Origin of the sequence: Selenomonas sp. oral taxon 478, assembly GCF_001189555.1 — a bacterium.
GTDB lineage: Bacteria > Bacillota > Negativicutes > Selenomonadales > Selenomonadaceae > Centipeda > Centipeda felix.
This window is the reverse complement of record NZ_CP012071.1, coordinates 1086091-1103806: the sequence shown is the minus strand read 5'-3', so window position 1 is coordinate 1103806 and position 17716 is coordinate 1086091. Positions and strand designations below refer to the sequence as shown.

The following is a 17716-nucleotide window of genomic DNA, read 5'->3' as shown; positions in this document are numbered from 1 at the left end:
CTACCTACCGCTGTAAGACCGACTGTATTTTTGCCGCCACCGCATCCACCGTGATCGCCGCGAGGCAGTCGAGCCCCTTCGGGCAGGCGCGTTTCCAGCATCCGCGGCAGGAGCGGTCTACCTCGATGGCATTCTCCTGCTGCCCGTACGGGCCGTTGCGGTTCGCATCCGTCGGCCCCATCAGCATGACGGTCGGCCGCCCGAGCCCCGCCGCGAGATGTACGGGACCCGTATCGCCGCCGAGGACGAGCGCGGCGCGCGTGAAGAGATGCGCGAGCTGCTTGAGGTTCGTCCGCCCGACGAGATTTACGGGCGGGAGCCGCGCCGCCGCCATGATATCGGCGGCAATCGTCGTATCGAGATGCCCCCCGCCAACAAGCACAGGAACGATATGCGCCTCATAGAGACGGTCGCCGAGCGCGGCGAAATGCTCCGCCGGCCAGCGCTTGTTCGGCCAGTTCGCCCCGACGGCAAAGGCGATAAACGTCCGCCCCTCCGGCACACCCTCGCGCTGCAGCAGCGTCTCCGCCGCCATGCGGTCACGATCCGAGACGGTGATGGGAAAGCGCACCGCATCCACGCGACAGCCGATGGCGCGTGCCACGTCGAGACAGCGCTCGACGATGTGTCCCTGTGCGTGAGCCCCGCGCACGGGACGGCTCACACGGTCCGCGCCCTCGCGCATATTCGCCGTACCGACGCGCTCCCTCGCCCCCGCCGTATAGACGATCGCTGCCGACTTGAAGAGTCCCTGCAGATCGAGCGAGACATCATAGCGGCGCGCGCGCAGGCGGCGGCGCAGGGGCGGATATTCACGGAAGAATCCGCCGATGCTGCGGAACTTCGCCTTTTCAAAAAGGATGAGCTCATCGATGTACGGATTTCCCTCGAGCAGAGGATAGGCGGGCGGCTCGACCACCCACGTCAGATGTGCATCGGGATAGGTCTCCTTGATGGCATAGGAAACGGGCAGCGCATGAATCACATCGCCGATCGCACTGAGTTTGACGACCAAGATATTCTTCATGGACTGCCCTCCTTTCTTTCGCTATATGTTCACGCATACGCAGTGTGTCCGCCTGTAGCCAACCGTGTGATTCCCCTCGCGAATGCCTCGTTACGCAAACGGGCGCGTGCTCGTCCGCCTAAATACCTGCGGATTCCTTAACGCGCTTCGCTTGAACGACAGAAATCCGCAGTGGGCGGGTCGCACGCTCTGCGCCGTTTGCTTCTCTAGGATTCGCTCAGGGAATCCTCACGGGTGCCTACGCTACGAACACTACGCGCGATTACCCGCGCCCCGCCTTCTCGATAATCCCCGTCGTGGACTTCCCCGCAACGAGCGGGACCAAGGCGACCTCGCCGCCGTACGCCTCGACGATGCGCGCCTCGGGCAGCGTCTTGCGCGTGTAGTCGCCGCCCTTGACGTAGACTGCAGGCCGCACCTTTGCGATCAGGGTCTCCGCCGTATCCTCGCCGAAGATCACCACCGCATCGACGGAGGCAAGTGCCCCGACGACCTCCGCACGATCCTGTTCATTGTTGATGGGGCGTGACGGCCCCTTGAGCCGCCGCACAGAGGCGTCGCTGTTCAGTCCGAGAATGAGCACATCCCCCTGCGCACGCGCCGCCGTCAGGTAGCGCACATGCCCCGCATGGAGGATGTCAAAGCAGCCGTTGGTAAAGACGACGCGCGCACCTGCCGCACGCAGCGCCGCCGCGTATGCCTCGATGTGTTCCTCAGGAATGAGCATGAGCGTCTCCTTCCGCTGTCAGTGCCGCCTGCAGCTCCGCCCACGCCACCGTCGCCGTCCCGCGTTTCCGCACGGCAATCCCCGACGCCGTATTGCTGAGCCGCGCCGCCGTCACGGGATCCACGCCCGCCGCAAGGGCGAGCGCCATCACGGCAACGCACGTATCGCCCGCACCGGAGACATCGAAGATCTCACTGTGGTCGCTCACGGGGATATCCGTCGCCGACCCATCTGCGAGAAAGAGCGTCATGCCGTCCGCTCCGCGCGTGATGAGGACGCCGTCCGCCGAGAGCCGTGCGAGGAGCTCACGTCCCGCCGCATGGATGTCTGCTGCCGAGCGGAGCTCACGCCCGAGTGCTGCCGCAAGCTCTGCATCGTTCTGCTTGACGTAGCCGACACCCGCATAGCTGAGGATGTCATAGCGCGCATCCACGATGCTCGGAATCCCCGCCGCATGTGCCGCGTCAATCACCGTGCGGCGTACGCGCTCCGTCACCGTGCCCGACCCATAGTCTGAGAGTACAACCGCGCGCACCTGCGGGAGGAGCCGCATGATCTCCGTGAGGAGACACTCCTCCACCGCCGCCGCAAGCGGCGTATGCCACTCACGGTCAACGCGCACGATCTGCTGGCTGACTGTCGCGCGTCCGCCCGCGATGATGCGTGTCTTCGTGATGGTTGGACGCACCGCATCGCGAACAAGTCCCGCTGTATCGACAGCGTTTTCCCCAAGCACGGCGCAGAGCGCATCAGCGCCCGCATCCATCCCGCAGACGCCGACAGCATACGAACGCCCGCCAAGCGTTGCCGCATTATTCGCTACATTCGCCGCACCGCCGGCCACGACGCGCTCCTCGCGCTGCTCCAGAACGAGCACGGGGGCCTCACGCGAGATGCGTGCGATCGTCCCGTCGAGATAGACATCCGCCACCATATCCCCGATGATGAGCACGGGGGCATTCTTCAGGCGCTCCAGTGCACTCACCATGGCGTGAACTCCCATTTGATCCGCCACGCATCCTGCTTGGAACGGTAGCGCAGGATGATCTGCGAGCAGTGCAGGTCGTGGAACCAGTAGTAGTCCACATCCGTCCACGCACGCGGCTCGACAGCGTACTTCGTGCCGATGGCAATGCGGTCACGTTCGCCGAGGCGATAGCTCAGCCCGCCCATAAAGACCTTGGAGTAGTCCTCTTCGTTGTAGGAGAAAAGGGCATTTTCTTTGGAGCTCTTCGTGTAAATACCGCCGGCGTAGGCCGCAAATCGGTCGTTAAATTTCTTCGTCAGGAAGGCACTGGCACTGAGCCCCTGCACACGTGAATGATCGTAGCTCTCACGCGTCACGGAATAGCCCGCCGAAAGATCAAGCCCATAGCCGTGCAAGGGAATCGTGTCGTGTGTAACGGAGATCCCATACCTAAGATGGTTGCTGTGGATCCCACCGCCGTACCAGCGTCCGTATTCCGAATACAGGCTGTAGGTGATGGGGGACTGTCCGATGCGCTGTCCATAGCCAAGAGAGAGCGACGGCATCTTTTTGACCCAATCGTTGTCGCCGTCCTCAAAGACGCCATAGGTCAATGCGGCACTCGCACCACCGTTCGCCCAGCCGAGATCATAGGAACTGCGCCACCCACGCTTCGTCGTCACGTGGACATTGGCTCCGACGGTCACGCGCGGGGCAACATTCTGCTCAAACCGCTGTTCCAACCAGAGCCCGTCATCGCTGTCATAGCCCGCGCGCGGGAAATTGTTCTGCATCGGGTGCGAGACATCGACCTCATGCCGCTTTTTGGAAAAAATCACCTTGTTCTTTACCCAGAACTTCACGTTGTGCAGGATGAGTCGATCGCCGGGATAGAGCTCCGCCACCTCCGAGCTGAGATGGTAGTCAGGACTCTTCGCCCCGCACTTCGTCTGCGTGCCGTCATAGACCACGATCTTGTCGGGGTAGAACTCAAAGCGCTTGCCCGTCATATAATAGGCGCCGACCTTGCCATCCGCCCGTTCCATCGTGCCCGTATGTTTCTGATAGTTGTAGTTGATGTGATAGCCGTCGAGCGTCACGCGCGACGTCCCCTCCGTCAGCTGCAGCACGTGCGCGCGATCCGGCACGGACACCTCACCGCGCACCGTATTGCCCGCCACATAGTCCCCCTGAAAGCGACGCGCCTCCAGCTGGACAATATCCACATGCCCCTTCGCCGTAAAGTCGCCCGTACTCTCGTCATACGTCAGGTCATCGCCCTCAAACGCGATCGGAGAGGGCTGATCTGCCGCCACGGGGTGACGCAGATGCTCCCGCATCGCTGTCACGTCAGCGAGGAGCTTCTCCTGCTCCGGCGTGAGGCGATTGGCACGCTCCGCACGCCGCTGATTTTCGATAAAATCCAGGCGCTCAATCCCCGTATCCGAGTCCGCGCTATACGCCGCATGCGCCGCCCCCGGAAAAACCGCACAGGCGGCGGTCAGTGCGAGCAGAATACGGGTGGTGTGGGCTGTACTCATCGGCGCGTTCTCCTGTCCTTTAAAAGTGATTTGACGTTCTTATACTACATCATAAACGGAATTTTCGCAACTGAAAAGAGCGCATGCGCCCTGCTCGTTCCGAGGGAAACACTACGACAGAAAATCCCCCAGCATTCGTTTTCCCGCAGTCCTCAAAAAAATCTACACCAATCTGAGAAACTTCATTGTATCCATACGTCCATAGGATTTGACGCGTAAAAATTTTTCCTCTATAATAGAGCGAAATCAGAGAGAAAGACAGGTACGGAAGGGGTCCTGCGGATGCGGCGTATTGTAGTGTGTGGATTTTGGGCGGTGCTGATTGGCCTTTTCACTGGCCTCAGCAGCGTCGAAGCGGCAGAAGATATGCGCTTTGTCGACGCGAACGGCGACACGGGCTACTACGTGGATGCCGCGAGCATCACACGCCTCTCGGATGCCGAGCGCGAGGCAGGCGTCGCCGTGGTCAAAGCAACGGAGAACCGTCGCCTCCTCTACCGCATCCGATTCAATCGGCAGATGCGCACCTACCAGATTCTCTCCGGCCAGGTCGGGGTCTACGACACGAAGGAGGTACTGCGCACGACGCCGGGCATGGCAGCGCCACAGGTCTACACGCCCACCTCGCCGATGCAGAGCATCGAGGACTTTATCGAAGAACTGCTCGCAAAGCAGAAGACGACACCATAAGGAGGATGAATCCATGCGACAGAAAATCTGTGCTCTCATGCTGACGCTCGCTCTGGCACTCACGTCCATCGGTACGGCGTTTGCCGCAGAGCCGCCGAACGCCGTCCAGTCAAAACTCGCCCTCATCGAGCAGGACACCTACGGGCGCGAGCAGACCGGCGCGCTCATCGACCGCATCAATCGCCTCGAGCGCGACTACGACGGCAAGCACCGCAGTGGCAGCCTCATGGCGCGCATCGACGCACTCTACGAGGAGATCTACACGAACAGCACATCGCCGTCCGTTCTGATGGATCTCAACGCCATCGAATGGAACATCAACCACGAGACGAGCATGCGCTCCGTGCAGGAACGCATCGGTGCACTCGAGACATCGCTCCTCGGCAAGAACGCCGAAGGGACGTTCAAAAGGCGTATCGCTGCGCTCTCCACAGCCTCCTTCGGACGTGCGGAGATCCCCGTGACCCCCGTCACCGTTCCCGCCGACACGCTCATCAAGGTTGCGCTTGTCACGCCCGTCAACGCGAAGGAACTCAAGGTCGGCGATACGATCGAGTATCAGGTCGCCGACGATGTATTCGTGAACGACGTGCTCGTCTTTACGAAGGGCTCGCGCGGCGAGGGCACGGTCACGAAGGTACGCCAAGCGCGCAACTTCGGCCGCAATGCAGAGATTGAGATCGACTTCAAGGAGACCAAGGCACTCGACGGCACGTACGTGACAACCTTCATCGGTGAGGAGTCAAAGAAAGAGATGACCCATCTCGCCATGGCAGCCGGTGCATCCCTCGCAGGCATCGCCGTCCTCGGCCCCATCGGCGTTGTCGCGGGTGCGTTCGTCCACGGCAAGAACGTCGACCTCCCCGCCGGCACGGAGCTCTACATCCAGACACAGCACGAGACGACTCTCTTCGGCGTGCAGACCACCTACGACAGCGCGGCACCGTTCCAGCGCGACGCAGAGGCGCCTGCGGCCAAGGCAGACAGCACAAACGATCAGAGCGTCTACCACGACGCGGCGTAAACGGCATCATAAAGGGGCTGTTGCATATTCCCCCATCGGCTCGCTACGCTCGCCACTTCCCCCGTTAGCGGGGGAAGCTAATATACCGTTATCCTAAGCCTTCCCCGTTATCACGGGGAAGGGGGACCGCGCAAGCGGTGGAAGGGGCACAAAGAAGGGGCTGTTGCACGAAGTTTACGACTTCGTACAACAGCCCCTTCTTGCTGCAATCAAGGGATCCGTCAGCGGATGAAGAATCCTGCGAGCTTCATGTTCTGATCGTAGCTGAGACGGTAGACCACAGCCGTCGCCTTGTAGCCGACAGCGATCTCGCAGACCGCGAACCACGCATTATTCTCCTTGCCTGCCGTCATATACGGCTTGCCGACGGAGACGCGTGCGCCCCAGTCCTGTGCGAACTGAGCCTTTGCCTCTTTCAGCTGGTCGGCCGAGAGATGCGCCTTCAGATCGGCGGTCGCTTCATCCTGCAGACCTGCGATGTCTCCCTTTTCAAAACGATCAATCGTCGCCATCATGTGCTGCTGGACGACATCGCCCTGGAACGGCGCCTGCTCCTCCTGCGCCTGTGTAGCGGGAGCATCCGCCGCATAGACTGCCGGTGCGGCAACAACGGCGCTGCCGGCAACGAGCGCAGCAGCAAGGAAACGGGAAAGGGTACGAGACTTCATAAAAACGTCCTCCTTCTAGTAGGCATCCCCCTACTTTACACAGGAAAAACAAGCGAGCGATTCCACGCACTCCACAGAGACCTCCGCATAGAGCGCACGCAGGCGCTCCGTCAGGCTCTCCCGTGTGTCATACGGTGGTGTAAAGAATCCCATGCGCGTGTAGAGCTGCGTCACGACGAAGTCCGTCCGCGCATTCTCCCCCAGGACAAACACCGACCCCGTCAGACGTCCGCCGGGACACAGTACGCGGTGTACCTCGCTCCATGCCGCTTCCTTGTCGGGAAACGCATGAAACCCATTGATCGAAACCGCCGCATCGAACGCAGCGTCGCCGAACGTCAAATGCCCGACGTCCCCCTCGGTAAAGGTGACGTTCCGAATGCCGAGTGCCTCCGCACGCGCACGCGCCGCCGCAAGCATCGCAGGCGCGTAGTCAAGGCAGGTGATGTCTGCCTCCGGGAGCTCCGCATAGACGGGCAGCGAGAGACATCCCGTCCCGACCGGCACCTCGAGCAGCCGCCCCGCAAAGTCCTCGTGCGCTGCACGCAGCGCAAGCGTCACATAGCGACGCACGCCGCTGCGATCCAGCCCCCACACGAGCCGTGAGACCAGCTTCCCCGACCATGTCGAGTACGTCATCATTCCGTCATAGAGGCTCGCGAGCCGCCCTACCGAACAGTACGCTCCGCGTATCTTCTCGTAACGGCGCAGTTCCTCATCCATCATGGCATCCTTTCTCCGATCCGATCGCAATTTATTCTAGCACAAAAAAATGGCGGTTTCAATGACCGAAAATATCTTGTGCAGCGCGCTCTTTGCATCGTCGGCACAGCCGATGTCCATAGCGCTGCGGGTGTAGTAGGTAATGCGCGCTTCCCGTGCAGCTGTTCGCGGCGAAAGATCACTGCACCGTCGGTGGGACGCTTGTCCTTCATGAACCGTTTCACCTGCGATACACCGATGTCCGCTGTCACTTCTCTGCGCCGTCGCGAACTTCAACACGCGGGGAAGGCTTTCCCCCCGATTTGATGGCGTCCATCATGCGGCGGAAATTCCCGCCCGGCTTTCGTCGTTCGTACACACAGAAAATTTGGGCATAGAAAAGCCGTCCTAAGTACCATTATCACGCCCGAACAGTTCGCCGTCATCCCCACAGGCGGCACATATTATCCTGCGCCCCAACTCATGTATCGTATCTTTGAACGGCTTGCAGACAAATGATTTTTGTAGACAATCGGTAGACAAGCAGATGTATACACGCGCGAACCCCCTTTCCTATCAGGGGATATATCCTTTTTCTGTATTTTCTGTTATAATGATAAAATCGTTTTTTATAGAAATGATAGGATGAGCTTTTGTGTATGTGAGGATGTGTTTCCGCATCCCGGCGGGAGAGAAGTGCCATGAAAGGTGAGCTGTATATCAAGGAAAAGCGGTGCAAGGGCTGCGGCATCTGCGCGGCATTCTGCCCGAAGAAGGTGCTCGAGGTGAGTCTGCTCGGCAAGATTGTGCCCGTGCGCCCCGAGGACTGCATCGCGTGCGGGCAGTGCGAGATGCGCTGTCCCGATTTTGCGATTTTCGTGGAGAGGAGGGCGTAGGATGGAAGGCACAAGACTGATGCAGGGCAACGAGGCAGTCGCCGAGGGTGCGATTGCCGCCGGGGTCACGTTCTTCGCAGGCTACCCCATTACGCCCTCGACGGAGATCGCCGAGCAGATGGCAAAACTGCTGCCAAAGATCGGCGGTACCTTCCTCCAAATGGAGGATGAAATCGGGGCGATGGGCGCGATTCTCGGCGCGTCACTCGCAGGGGCAAAGGTCATGGACGCGACGAGCGGCCCGGGCTTCTCACTGAAGCAGGAGCTGATCGGCTATGCCGCGTGCGCGGAGATCCCCTGCGTGGTGGCGAACGTCCAGCGCGTCGGCCCCTCGACAGGACAGCCGACCGCACCCTCGCAGGGCGATGTGATGCAGGCACGCTGGGGCACGCACGGCGATCATCCGATCATCGCGCTCTCCCCGTGGAGCGTGCGCGAGTCATTCGACATGGCGATCATGGCAGTGAACTATGCGGAGCGTTTCCGCACGCCCGTCATTCTGCTGACGGACGAGATCATCGGACATCTGCGCGAGAATGTGACACTGCCCTCCCCTGAGGAAATCGAAATCTACCCGCGCCGCCTGCCGAAAGCAACGCGTGCCGAGGGCTATCAGCCCTATGCCGTGGGCGAGGATCTCGTACCCGACGCGGCGCGTTTCGGCGACGGATATCACATCCACGTCACGGGACTGCTCCACGATGAGACGGGTTTTCCCTCAGGCAGTCCTGCCGTCACGGAGCATCTCATCCGCCGTCTCCACGAGAAGATCAGCCGCGTGGGTGAGGAGATTATCCACACAGAGGAATCCTTTATGGAGGACGCGGAGTACGCCGTCGTCAGCTACGGCGGCACAGCACGCACGGCATACGAAGCCGTGCGCACGGCACGCGCCGAGGGAATCAAGGTCGGCTTTCTGCGGCTCCAGACGATCTGGCCGTTCGCGGATGCGGCAGTCGCACGGCTCGCGGCACGTGTCAAGGGCATCCTCGTCGCGGAGCTGAACTACGGGCAGCTCGTGGGTGAGGTCACGCGCGCTGCACACGGCACGCACGTCCGCTCCTGCCTCAAGTACAATATGCTGGACTTCACGCCGCAGGAGATCACGGCGGCGATTCGTCAGATGAGCGAGGAGGTGCGGGCATGAGCACAGCACATACAAAGGTCGACATACAGCGTCCGTTCGAGCAGTATTTTCGTCAGAACCGCCTCCCCCATCTCTGGTGTCCGGGCTGCGGCAACGGCACGGCAATGAAGTGCATCGCAGAGGCGGTGGACGGTGCGGAGGGATTTTCGCAGGACAACACGGTCATCGTCTCCGGCATCGGCTGTTCCTCACGCGGCTCGGGCTATATGGACTTTGACACCGTACACACGGCGCACGGGCGAGCGATTCCCTTTGCAACGGGGATCAAGCTCGCACGACCCGAGCTGAACGTCATCGTCATTACAGGAGACGGCGACTGCACTGCCATCGGCGGCAATCACTTTCTGCACGGCTGTCGACGCAACGTCGATCTCACCGTCGTACTTTTCAACAACAATATCTACGGCATGACGGGCGGGCAGTCCTCGCCGACGACACCGCCGGGCAAGATGACGGCGACCGCACCATACGGGACAATCGACCGACCGCTCGACGCGTGCCGCATCGCCGAGGCAGCGGGTGCGACCTACGTCGCGCGCTCGACGGCGTTCCACGTCAAGCACCTCACGCAGATGATTGCGGGCGGGCTCAAAAATCACGGCTTCGCCCTCGTCGAGGCGATGGTGCAGTGTCCGACCGCCTACGGGCGCAAGAACAAGATGGGATCGCCCGCCGCGATGCTTGAGTGGATGCGCGACTCCGCCGTCATGAAGGCGGCATGGGACAAGCTCCCGCCCGAGAAGCGCACCCCGGAGAAGTTCCCCATCGGACTGCTCTACGAATGCGCGGGCGAGGAGTACGGCACGGCAAACGCCGAGATTCAGCGGCGTGCGGGAGGGCTCTGATATGCAGAAGGAACTTCGTCTCTCAGGCTCGGGCGGACAGGGCGTGATCACCGCCGCCATTATCTTCGCCGAGGCGGCGGCTGCGTGCGGCAGAAACGTTGCACAGTCACAGTCCTATGGCCCAGAGGCGCGCGGCGGTGCGTCCCGCTCCGAGGTCATCATCAGCGACGACGTGATCTATCATCCGCACGTCGAGCATCCTGACATCGTCCTCGCCATGACACAGGCGGCGGCGGATAAGTACGCCGGCGACCTCGATCCTGCGCACGGCATCCTCATCGTGGACAGCGAGCTCGTCCCGAGCGTCCCGCAGGCGGCGCACGTCGTCTCCGTTCCCATCACCACGCTTGCCATCGAGAAGATCGGCAAGGCGCTCTTTGCGAACATTGTCGCGCTCGGCGCGATCACGCGCGTCTCCGGCATCGTCCCGCTCGATGCCGTAAAGAACGCCGTCGCAAATCGCGTCCCGCCGCACACCGTTGACCGCAATATGCAGGCGCTGATGATCGGATACGAGGCGGCGAAGGGATAACGACAAACGAAAACACCGCTCCACTACACACGGGGCGGTGTTTTGTATGAAACAGATGTTCATAAACATGAAATTTCATGTTATGATACACATAGGTGTTGTCAATAACGGTAGGCGGTCGATTCACTGCTCCCGTAAGGGAGTGATGCTTATGGGACCATACGAATTTCTTTCGCTGGTCTTTCTCGTTACAATTTGTATTGCAACGATCAAAGCATAAGAAAAGCCGCCCTCTGTTTCCAAACTTAGGCGGCTAATCTTAGTTCGTTTCTAGCAGAGGAGCTGACCGTTTACCGGCAGCACCTTTTTCTGTGCTCATTTATACGACGTGTGAACCGTTCCGTCAAGCCTGACGGGTGGGAGAGTTCACTGCAAAGGACATAACAGCCTTTACTTCACGCCTGCACCGTCGAGTGCGGCACGGACGCTCTTCTGCGCACGGGAAAGTTTTTCCATCTCATCGTCGGCAAGGCGCACCTCGAGCGAGCGGACGATGCCGTCCTGTGCGATCATGCGCGGAATGGAGAGTGCAACATCCTTCATGCCGTACTCGCCGTTCATGACGGCGGCACAGGGCAGGATCGTATGCTCATTGTAGAGAATCGCCTTGATAAAGCGGCAGGCAACCATAGCAATTCCCGTGTTGGTAAATCCTTTGAGGTTAATGACATCGTATGCCGTCTGTATGAGTCCCTGCTCGATGTCATGACGATTCAGCCGCTCCTTAAAGTGGAAGTATTCGTCAAGATGATCGATCCCGAGCCCCGCACAGTTGACCGTCGACCACGCAACAAAAGCATCGTTGCCATGCTCTCCGAGGACATAGCCGTGGATATTCTTCGGATCCATATCATAATGCTCCGCGAGAAGGTAACGGAAGCGATAGGTCTCGAGCATCGTGCCCGTGCCGAGGATCTTCTCGCGCGGGTAGTCGAACTCGGTTGATACGACGTAGGTCGCAACGTCAAGCGGGTTCGTAATCATGATGACCATGGCTTCCTTCGTGTATTTCACGATCTCAGAGAAGATGGAGCGCATGATCTTCGTGTTCGTGCTCGCGAGCTTCAGTCGGTCGGGCTTCTCTCCAGGCAGGATCGACGGTCCCGCCGTGATGACAATGAACGCCGCATCGCGGCAGTCCTCATACGTCCCCGTATGGATCTTGATGTTCGTACTGTACGGTGAGGACATGGCGTGGCTCGTATCGAGTGCCTCGCCGCGCGCACGATTCATATCGAGATCGATGAGGGCAATCTCCGAGGCCAGCTGAAAGTCTGCGATTTTGTTGAGCACGGCGGAGCCGACATTGCTCGTACCGATGATGACGACTTTTCCCCGGTTGATGGACATAATAATGACCTCCTAAATAATAAAAAGCCCGAACGCAAAAACGCACTCGGGCACTACGGTCGAAGAAGAATTTGTACAGATAGTAATTGTTTCATGGCGAATCACACCTCTTCTCGGTCAAATCATCGCCGCAGGATTTCCTGCACCATCATAGTAGCACCACAGGGAATCATTGTCAACGGGTTTTTTCACGGAGTATAACGTGTATACAGGAGAGTTCGTATTGCCAACTTGTCAATATGAAACAACAGTCCACAGACAAATATTTTCGTGCTATAATGCACGCAGGTGTTGTCACGAGCGGTAGGCGGTCAGTCTCCTCAAGAGAGGAGGCGATACTTATGACTCTGTACGATTTTCTGTCGTTCATCTTTCTTGTAACGATCTGTATCGTAGCCTTGAGACCATAAGAATACCCGCCTGCAGTCACCAACTCTAGGCGGGTTTCTTATAACCATTTCTTAGATTACGGGGGCTGACCGTTTACCGGCAGCACCTTTTTCTGTGTCCATTATACGATGTTCGGCGTTTTTCGTCAACCCTTGTCCGACGCTGCGTTGTAGACATCCTTGAGCAGGGTTTCCTTGCGCAGGCTGCGGCACGGGCACGCCCTTTCCTCGGCGGAGACGCTGCGGATCGTCGCGAGGAGGATGTCGCCGATCATCGGTGCATCGTCGTAGAAGATCTGCTCTAGCGTGTCGTGCGACCACGGGCGGATGCCCTCGCCGTAGTTGACGACGAAGTACAGCCCCGCATAGCACGCGCCGATCTCGCGCGCAAGATAGACCTCGGGCGCAAGGCTCTGCCCGACGATGTCCGCGTGCCCTTTCAGCATCGCGATCTCGGCAGAGCTCTCGAAATGCCGCCCGTCAGTGACGGCGTAGATGCCGCGGTCAAAGATGCGCCCCGTATAGCGCTTCCTCGTTTCTTCAATGAGTGCCGTACGCAGCTCGGAGCAGAGTGCATCGCGCATGACAAGCAGATAACGCCCGTCGAGCATGACATCCTTGCGCACGGAGAGGTCCAGGTAGTCGTCGGGAATGAGGAAGTCGCGCGGATCGAGCAGCGGGTTCACCGTCCCGACGCCGCCCTCGGAGAGAATGCGCCGCACACCCGCCTCCCGCAGCACCCAGAACACCTGCCGCGACGCATCCGCGCGCGTCACGCCGCTGCGCCAGCCGTGCATGCGGCAGGTCAGCACGCGCCGTCCCGCGACGGAGAATAGACGGAACGCAGGGCTCTCGCCGTAGGGTGTCGCAAAGTGCAGCCCGTCCGCGAGGATCTCCACATCCGCCGCCATCGAGGCGCGCGGGAAGTCGCTCGAGAGCGTCCCCGAGCCGCCGATGACGGCATAGCCCGCTGCCGGAACCTGTTGCTCTGCCATATCAAAACCTCCGTATCACGCGATACTGCGTGTCACGCTGTGCCGCCTCTCTGCCTGCGCCGCGAATCAGATCAATCATCTTCTTGATCGACATATTGTACCGCGTCCCCGCCGCACGCACGACATTCTCTTCAAGCATGATGCTCCCGAGGTCGTCCGCACCAAAGCCGAGTGTCAGCTGTCCGATGCGCTCGCCCTGTGTGACCCACGATCCTTGGATGTGTGCAACATTGTCCATGTAGAGACGTGTGACGGCAAGCGTCCGCATATAGTCCCAGCTCGACGTCTTTTCCCCGCCGAGTGCGGTATTGCCCGGCTGGAACGTCCATGTAATGAACGCACGAAAGCCGCCCGTCTCCTCCTGCAAACGGCGAATGTGCTCCATGTGCGCCACGCGCTCCGCCATCGTCTCGCCGAAGCCGATCACCATCGTCGCCGTCGACTCCATGCCGATCTTGTGCGCCGTACGCATGACGCGCAGCCAATCCTCGGTCATGATCTTCTTCGGCGCGATGAGCTTTCGCACGCGATCCACGAGGATCTCCGCACCGCCGCCTGGGAGCGAGGCAAGCCCCGCATCCTGAAGCCGCCGCAGCGTGTCCTCGATGGTGATACCTTCCTTTTCCGCAAAGTACAGAATCTCCGTCGCAGTGAACGAATGAATCACGATGGAGGGATAGCGGTCACGGATCGCACGCAGCATATTCTCATAGTAGGAAAGCGGCAGATCTGGGTGAATCCCGCCCTGGATCATGACCTGCGTGCCGCCCGCTGCCGCCGTCTCGCCGACCTTCGCGAGGATCTCCTCCATCGGCAGGAGATAGGCGTCGGGCGCGTCCTGCTTCGTGTAGAACGCGCAGAAGCGGCACTCGTTCACGCAGATATTCGTGTAGTTGATGTTGCGGTCAACGATGAACGTCACCGTATCGCCGAACCGCCGCCGCCGCTCCGCGTCCGCCGCACGCCCGAGTTCGATCGGGTCGCCGTGCGTGAGGAGATCGGCAGCCTCCTGCTCCGTGAGTCTCATGCGCCCTCCCCTGCCGCGATCGGCCGATAAAACGTATCGCGCTCCACAGGCTCATAGCCCGCCTCGCGGATCATCGCGTCGAGCTCGCGCCGCGTGATGCCCGTCTGCGTCTGCGCGCCTGCGGCGTGGATGATCTTCTCCTCGCCGATCGTCCCATCGAGATCGTCCGCACCGAATCCGAGCGAGAGCTGTGCGATCGGCTGCGTCAGCATGACCCAGAATGCCTTGAAATGCGCGACGTTATCGAGCACAAGGCGAGAAAGGGCAAGCATCTTCATATCCTCCCACGAGCCGACGCGCGTGAGTTTACGCTCCGCGCCGAGCGCCGTGTTCTCGGGATGAAACGGAAAGAGCATGAACGCCTGAAAGCCGTCCGTCTCATCCTGCAAATCACGCAGGGCGAGCAGGTGCTCGATGCGCTCCTCGACCGTCTCGATGTGCCCGTACATCATGGAGGCATTCGTGCGGATGCCGAGCGCGTGCGCCGTGCGCATACAGTCGAGCCACTCGGCACGCGTTGCCTTATTCGGACAGATGATTGCGCGGACACGGTCGGAGAGGATCTCCGCGCCGCCGCCGGGGAGGGATGAGAGCCCCGCCGTCTGCAAACGGCGCAGGATGTCGCGGACAGAACCCCCTTCGCCTTTTGCAAAGTTCACAATCTCCACGGGCGTGAATGCCTTGATGTCCGCATGGGGAAGCGCCGCACGTACCTGCCGCACCACGCCCTCGTAGTAGGAGAAGGGACGGTCGGGATGCAGGGCACTCACAATGTGGATTTCCGTGAGACGCGGCGTATTTTTCGCCGTCTCCAGCACGCGCGCCACGTCGTCGGTCTCCATAATATAGCCGCGCGCATCCCCCTGCTCCACTTGAAACGCGCAGAGCGGACAGTTCGCACTGCAGATGTTCGTGAGATTGATGTGACGGTTCACCGTATAGTAGACGTTCTTCCCGCTCGCTCGCTCCTTCGCCGCACGCGCCCACGCAGCGAGCGCGAGGAGGTCGTTGTCCTCATAGAGGAGGAGTGCATCCTCCTTCGTCAGCCGTGCCCCGCGCTCAGCGGCGGCACGGGCAGTTCTCAAATCGCTCATGTACTCTCCTCAAAGGAATGTCCGAAAATCTGAAAAAAATCGAGCAGGCGCCGCATTGTATCCTGCCCATCATAGCAGGTATCCACGAGATACCCGCGCTCGCGCTCATACTCCTTCAGTCCACGGTAGTAGAATGCCTTCTTTGTGTCCTCAATGATGAACGGAACAATATTGTACTTCAGGCACTCCTTGAACGCGATAAGCCGCCCGACACGCCCGTTGCCGTCCTGAAACGGATGAATCCGCTCAAAATGGTAGTGGAAGTCCACAATGTCCTCAAAGGCGATCTTCTCTTTGGCCTGATAGCGGTCAAGGAGCCTCCGCATCGCCGCTGCAACCTCCTGCGGCGGAGTCGTTTCCACGCCGCCCACCATATTGGGACGTTCCTTGTAGTCGCCCACGCGAAAGTAGGGGAGCAGCTCGTCAGACGTTCTGCTTTTCAGCAACTCATGGAGTTTTTTGATGATCTCTTCCGTCAGCGGCTCCTCCGCACAGTCGATGCAGTAGTCCATCGCCCGAAAGTGATTGACCGTCTCGATGATATCATCCACATGCGCATCCCCGCCCACGGTATTCGTCTCAAAGATGCGCCGCGTCTCCTCCTCACTGAGGCGGCTCCCCTCGATGTGGTTTGAGTTGTAGGTCATGCGCACCTGCAGCTCATGGTAGATGCCGCCCGAGAGGCGATGCGCCTTCTCCTCCCGCAGCCGCAAAAGGAGCGGATTCTCCCCTAAGCGCATAGCATCACCTCCAAAACTTGGGAAACACGGATAAATTCAGCGATTCCCTTCTTCTATTATATATAGATTCAGCGAAAAGGTAAAGGAAGCGCGGGGATTTTCGCCGCCTTCTCATTTACTTTCCCAAAAGACCTATTGAAGCTGCTCCACATCCGTATTATTATCAGAATGAATCGATATGTCTAAATGGGAAAGGAGCCGCCCATGAATCTACCCTACCAATGCCCCGACTGCGGCACGGAGCTCGGCTACGAGGGGCTCTGCTGGCGCTGCCGTACGGCGGCGAATCGCCGTGCCGCACTCGCATGGACGCCCGAGGAGGTCGCGGCAAAGGAACAGGAGGTCATCGCGCAGATCGAGGATGTTCCCGATGATTTCTGGTATCTGCTCTGCTGTCGCGGACGGCTCGTGCCGGAGATCCCACGCGCGGCACTCGCAGCGCGTTCCTTCTGGCCCTCGGCACTCTACTATCATGCACCGACGGATGTACGGGACGGACTGATCGCGGCACTGATGGAGACGGATGCCGCGCATGAGGCGAACGAACTGATGATGTGCCTCGGTATGCAGGGAGACGACCAATCCCTTGCGGCACTCCTCGCACTCGAACGCAATCCGCGCCCCTGGCGCGGAAAGCTGCACGTCAACCCCTCTGTCTATGCGCAGTGCGGCGGCTGGACATTCGACCGTGAGGGGCGACGGCGCACGCTGAATTTCGACACCTGCTATACGCTGGTGCACGCCGCATCGGAGGAGGAGCTGCGCCGCTCGCCCGTCCGCATCGCCCGTCCGCGGGAGGAAAACTGCCCGCACTGCGGCTGCCGCATGGCGGATATGCTCGTCCTCGACGGACGGGATGCGCGTCTGCACTTCCTCGGCATTGACGGCATTCTCACAGCGACCTGCTGTCCGAACTGCGTTTCGTATGAGGGACCGAGGCTGAGCCGCTATACGCTCGACGGCGGCAGTGAGGTGCTTTCCTGCGAGGATGCGGGCGATACCATGTATATCGAAGAGGAGCTTGTCAGGATTTTTGAAAACGATCTCATCCTCGGCGAGACGCCTGTTCCTCTGTTCTACGGCGCACGCTTCGAGGATGTCTGCACGCTCGGCGGCTTTGCACTCTGGTGGCAGGACTGGGAATATACGACCTGCCCCAACTGCGGGCAGCCGATGAAGTACCTCATGCAGATTCATTGGGATGCACTGACGGACTATATGGAGGGCACGCTCTACATCGAGTTCTGCCCCGACTGTCAGATTGTCTCCATGCAGCACCAGCAGACGTGAGGTGCGCCATAATCAACCACGACCGTTCCGTCGATTTCTTCAACAAAACGATCACGGCGGAGGGA

At 60.0% G+C, this 17716-nt stretch carries 18 protein-coding genes; 7 read left to right on the top strand and 11 right to left on the bottom strand.

The genetic code is table 11. The annotated features are described in order from the left end of the window. Positions 1-4 precede the first annotated feature (4 nt). From ADJ74_RS05175 to ADJ74_RS05160, 4 genes are all read right to left on the bottom strand, one after another. Positions 5-1027, bottom strand: coding sequence for a glycosyltransferase family 9 protein (locus ADJ74_RS05175; protein ID WP_050342437.1), 1023 nt, complete (start codon positions 1025-1027; stop codon positions 5-7). Between the two features lie 262 nt (positions 1028-1289). Continuing rightward, complete coding sequence (gene rfaE2 / locus ADJ74_RS05170) at positions 1290-1754, bottom strand: D-glycero-beta-D-manno-heptose 1-phosphate adenylyltransferase (protein WP_050342435.1); 465 nt, start codon at positions 1752-1754, stop codon at positions 1290-1292. Continuing rightward, the gene (locus tag ADJ74_RS05165; protein ID WP_050342433.1) at positions 1741-2742 is read right to left on the bottom strand and encodes a bifunctional heptose 7-phosphate kinase/heptose 1-phosphate adenyltransferase; all 1002 of its coding nucleotides are present in this window, start codon (positions 2740-2742) and stop codon (positions 1741-1743) included. The genes rfaE2 and ADJ74_RS05165 overlap by 14 nt, the downstream gene beginning before the upstream one ends. Then, a complete protein-coding gene (locus ADJ74_RS05160) occupies positions 2736-4262 on the bottom strand; it encodes a hypothetical protein (protein WP_050342431.1) in 1527 nt (508 codons plus the stop codon). The genes ADJ74_RS05165 and ADJ74_RS05160 overlap by 7 nt, the downstream gene beginning before the upstream one ends. A 282-nt stretch (positions 4263-4544) precedes the next feature. Here ADJ74_RS05160 and ADJ74_RS05155 point away from each other — a divergent pair, with 282 nt between their 5' ends. Together ADJ74_RS05155 and ADJ74_RS05150 are read left to right on the top strand one after the other, a co-directional pair. Then, positions 4545-4952 carry a hypothetical protein gene (locus ADJ74_RS05155; RefSeq protein ID WP_050342430.1) on the top strand — a complete coding sequence of 136 codons (408 nt, stop codon included), beginning with the start codon at positions 4545-4547 and terminating at the stop codon, positions 4950-4952. A 13-nt stretch (positions 4953-4965) separates the two neighbouring features. Then, on the top strand, positions 4966-5976 hold the full coding sequence (locus tag ADJ74_RS05150; protein WP_050342429.1) for a hypothetical protein: 1011 nt from the start codon (positions 4966-4968) through the stop codon (positions 5974-5976). A 221-nt stretch (positions 5977-6197) separates the two neighbouring features. Here ADJ74_RS05150 and ADJ74_RS05145 read toward each other — a convergent pair whose 3' ends face one another. Then, positions 6198-6644, bottom strand: a complete 447-nt coding sequence (locus tag ADJ74_RS05145; protein ID WP_050342427.1) for a DUF3887 domain-containing protein — start codon at positions 6642-6644, stop codon at positions 6198-6200. A 30-nt stretch (positions 6645-6674) separates the two neighbouring features. Further along, positions 6675-7370, bottom strand: a complete 696-nt coding sequence (locus ADJ74_RS05140) for a class I SAM-dependent methyltransferase (RefSeq protein ID WP_050342425.1) — start codon at positions 7368-7370, stop codon at positions 6675-6677. Positions 7371-8047: 677 nt separating this feature from the next. On the opposite strand from ADJ74_RS05140, the gene ADJ74_RS05135 reads away from it, so the two are divergent. Genes ADJ74_RS05135 through ADJ74_RS05120 form a run of 4 tightly spaced genes read left to right on the top strand, consistent with a single transcriptional unit; the run spans position 8048 to position 10766 of the window. Then, positions 8048-8242 (top strand): 4Fe-4S binding protein, encoded by a 195-nt coding sequence (locus ADJ74_RS05135; protein WP_006690537.1) that lies wholly within the window; start codon positions 8048-8050, stop codon positions 8240-8242. Position 8243: 1 nt separating this feature from the next. After that, the gene (locus tag ADJ74_RS05130; RefSeq protein ID WP_050342423.1) at positions 8244-9389 is read left to right on the top strand and encodes a 2-oxoacid:acceptor oxidoreductase subunit alpha; all 1146 of its coding nucleotides are present in this window, start codon (positions 8244-8246) and stop codon (positions 9387-9389) included. Then, positions 9386-10234 carry a thiamine pyrophosphate-dependent enzyme gene (locus ADJ74_RS05125; protein WP_050342421.1) on the top strand — a complete coding sequence of 283 codons (849 nt, stop codon included), beginning with the start codon at positions 9386-9388 and terminating at the stop codon, positions 10232-10234. Before ADJ74_RS05130 ends, ADJ74_RS05125 begins: the two co-directional genes overlap by 4 nt. Position 10235: 1 nt before the next feature. Further along, positions 10236-10766 (top strand): 2-oxoacid:acceptor oxidoreductase family protein, encoded by a 531-nt coding sequence (locus ADJ74_RS05120; RefSeq protein ID WP_050342419.1) that lies wholly within the window; start codon positions 10236-10238, stop codon positions 10764-10766. A 390-nt stretch (positions 10767-11156) separates the two neighbouring features. Here the strand turns inward: ADJ74_RS05120 and ADJ74_RS05115 are convergent, their stop codons facing one another. The 5 genes from ADJ74_RS05115 to ADJ74_RS05095 form a co-directional block, all read right to left on the bottom strand. Continuing rightward, entirely contained in the window at positions 11157-12116 is a 960-nt protein-coding gene (locus ADJ74_RS05115) for an L-lactate dehydrogenase (RefSeq protein WP_006690543.1), read from the bottom strand. 535 nt (positions 12117-12651) lie between these two features. Next, positions 12652-13500, bottom strand: coding sequence for an MTAP family purine nucleoside phosphorylase (locus ADJ74_RS05110; protein WP_050342417.1), 849 nt, complete (start codon positions 13498-13500; stop codon positions 12652-12654). Between the two features lies 1 nt (position 13501). Beyond that, positions 13502-14527 carry a cyclic dehypoxanthinyl futalosine synthase gene (gene mqnC, locus ADJ74_RS05105; RefSeq protein WP_050342415.1) on the bottom strand — a complete coding sequence of 342 codons (1026 nt, stop codon included), beginning with the start codon at positions 14525-14527 and terminating at the stop codon, positions 13502-13504. After that, positions 14524-15621 carry a CofH family radical SAM protein gene (locus tag ADJ74_RS05100; RefSeq protein WP_050342413.1) on the bottom strand — a complete coding sequence of 366 codons (1098 nt, stop codon included), beginning with the start codon at positions 15619-15621 and terminating at the stop codon, positions 14524-14526. The genes mqnC and ADJ74_RS05100 overlap by 4 nt, the downstream gene beginning before the upstream one ends. After that, entirely contained in the window at positions 15618-16361 is a 744-nt protein-coding gene (locus tag ADJ74_RS05095) for a Fic family protein (protein WP_050342411.1), read from the bottom strand. Before ADJ74_RS05095 ends, ADJ74_RS05100 begins: the two co-directional genes overlap by 4 nt. A 204-nt stretch (positions 16362-16565) precedes the next feature. On the opposite strand from ADJ74_RS05095, the gene ADJ74_RS05090 reads away from it, so the two are divergent. After that, on the top strand, positions 16566-17651 hold the full coding sequence (locus ADJ74_RS05090) for a hypothetical protein (RefSeq protein ID WP_050342409.1): 1086 nt from the start codon (positions 16566-16568) through the stop codon (positions 17649-17651). Positions 17652-17716: the final 65 nt, after the last annotated feature.

Bases quoted from the DNA above. Each gene is read 5' to 3' on its own strand.
- ADJ74_RS05175 (WP_050342437.1), bottom strand. From the start codon at position 1,027: ATGAAGAATATCTTGGTCGTCAAACTCAGTGCGATCGGCGATGTGATT.
- rfaE2 (WP_050342435.1), bottom strand. From the start codon at position 1,754: ATGCTCATTCCTGAGGAACACATCGAGGCATACGCGGCGGCGCTGCGT.
- ADJ74_RS05165 (WP_050342433.1), bottom strand. From the start codon at position 2,742: ATGGTGAGTGCACTGGAGCGCCTGAAGAATGCCCCCGTGCTCATCATC.
- ADJ74_RS05160 (WP_050342431.1), bottom strand. From the start codon at position 4,262: ATGAGTACAGCCCACACCACCCGTATTCTGCTCGCACTGACCGCCGCC.
- ADJ74_RS05155 (WP_050342430.1), top strand. From the start codon at position 4,545: ATGCGGCGTATTGTAGTGTGTGGATTTTGGGCGGTGCTGATTGGCCTT.
- ADJ74_RS05150 (WP_050342429.1), top strand. From the start codon at position 4,966: ATGCGACAGAAAATCTGTGCTCTCATGCTGACGCTCGCTCTGGCACTC.
- ADJ74_RS05145 (WP_050342427.1), bottom strand. From the start codon at position 6,644: ATGAAGTCTCGTACCCTTTCCCGTTTCCTTGCTGCTGCGCTCGTTGCC.
- ADJ74_RS05140 (WP_050342425.1), bottom strand. From the start codon at position 7,370: ATGATGGATGAGGAACTGCGCCGTTACGAGAAGATACGCGGAGCGTAC.
- ADJ74_RS05135 (WP_006690537.1), top strand. From the start codon at position 8,048: ATGAAAGGTGAGCTGTATATCAAGGAAAAGCGGTGCAAGGGCTGCGGC.
- ADJ74_RS05130 (WP_050342423.1), top strand. From the start codon at position 8,244: ATGGAAGGCACAAGACTGATGCAGGGCAACGAGGCAGTCGCCGAGGGT.
- ADJ74_RS05125 (WP_050342421.1), top strand. From the start codon at position 9,386: ATGAGCACAGCACATACAAAGGTCGACATACAGCGTCCGTTCGAGCAG.
- ADJ74_RS05120 (WP_050342419.1), top strand. From the start codon at position 10,236: ATGCAGAAGGAACTTCGTCTCTCAGGCTCGGGCGGACAGGGCGTGATC.
- ADJ74_RS05115 (WP_006690543.1), bottom strand. From the start codon at position 12,116: ATGTCCATCAACCGGGGAAAAGTCGTCATCATCGGTACGAGCAATGTC.
- ADJ74_RS05110 (WP_050342417.1), bottom strand. From the start codon at position 13,500: ATGGCAGAGCAACAGGTTCCGGCAGCGGGCTATGCCGTCATCGGCGGC.
- mqnC (WP_050342415.1), bottom strand. From the start codon at position 14,527: ATGAGACTCACGGAGCAGGAGGCTGCCGATCTCCTCACGCACGGCGAC.
- ADJ74_RS05100 (WP_050342413.1), bottom strand. From the start codon at position 15,621: ATGAGCGATTTGAGAACTGCCCGTGCCGCCGCTGAGCGCGGGGCACGG.
- ADJ74_RS05095 (WP_050342411.1), bottom strand. From the start codon at position 16,361: ATGCGCTTAGGGGAGAATCCGCTCCTTTTGCGGCTGCGGGAGGAGAAG.
- ADJ74_RS05090 (WP_050342409.1), top strand. From the start codon at position 16,566: ATGAATCTACCCTACCAATGCCCCGACTGCGGCACGGAGCTCGGCTAC.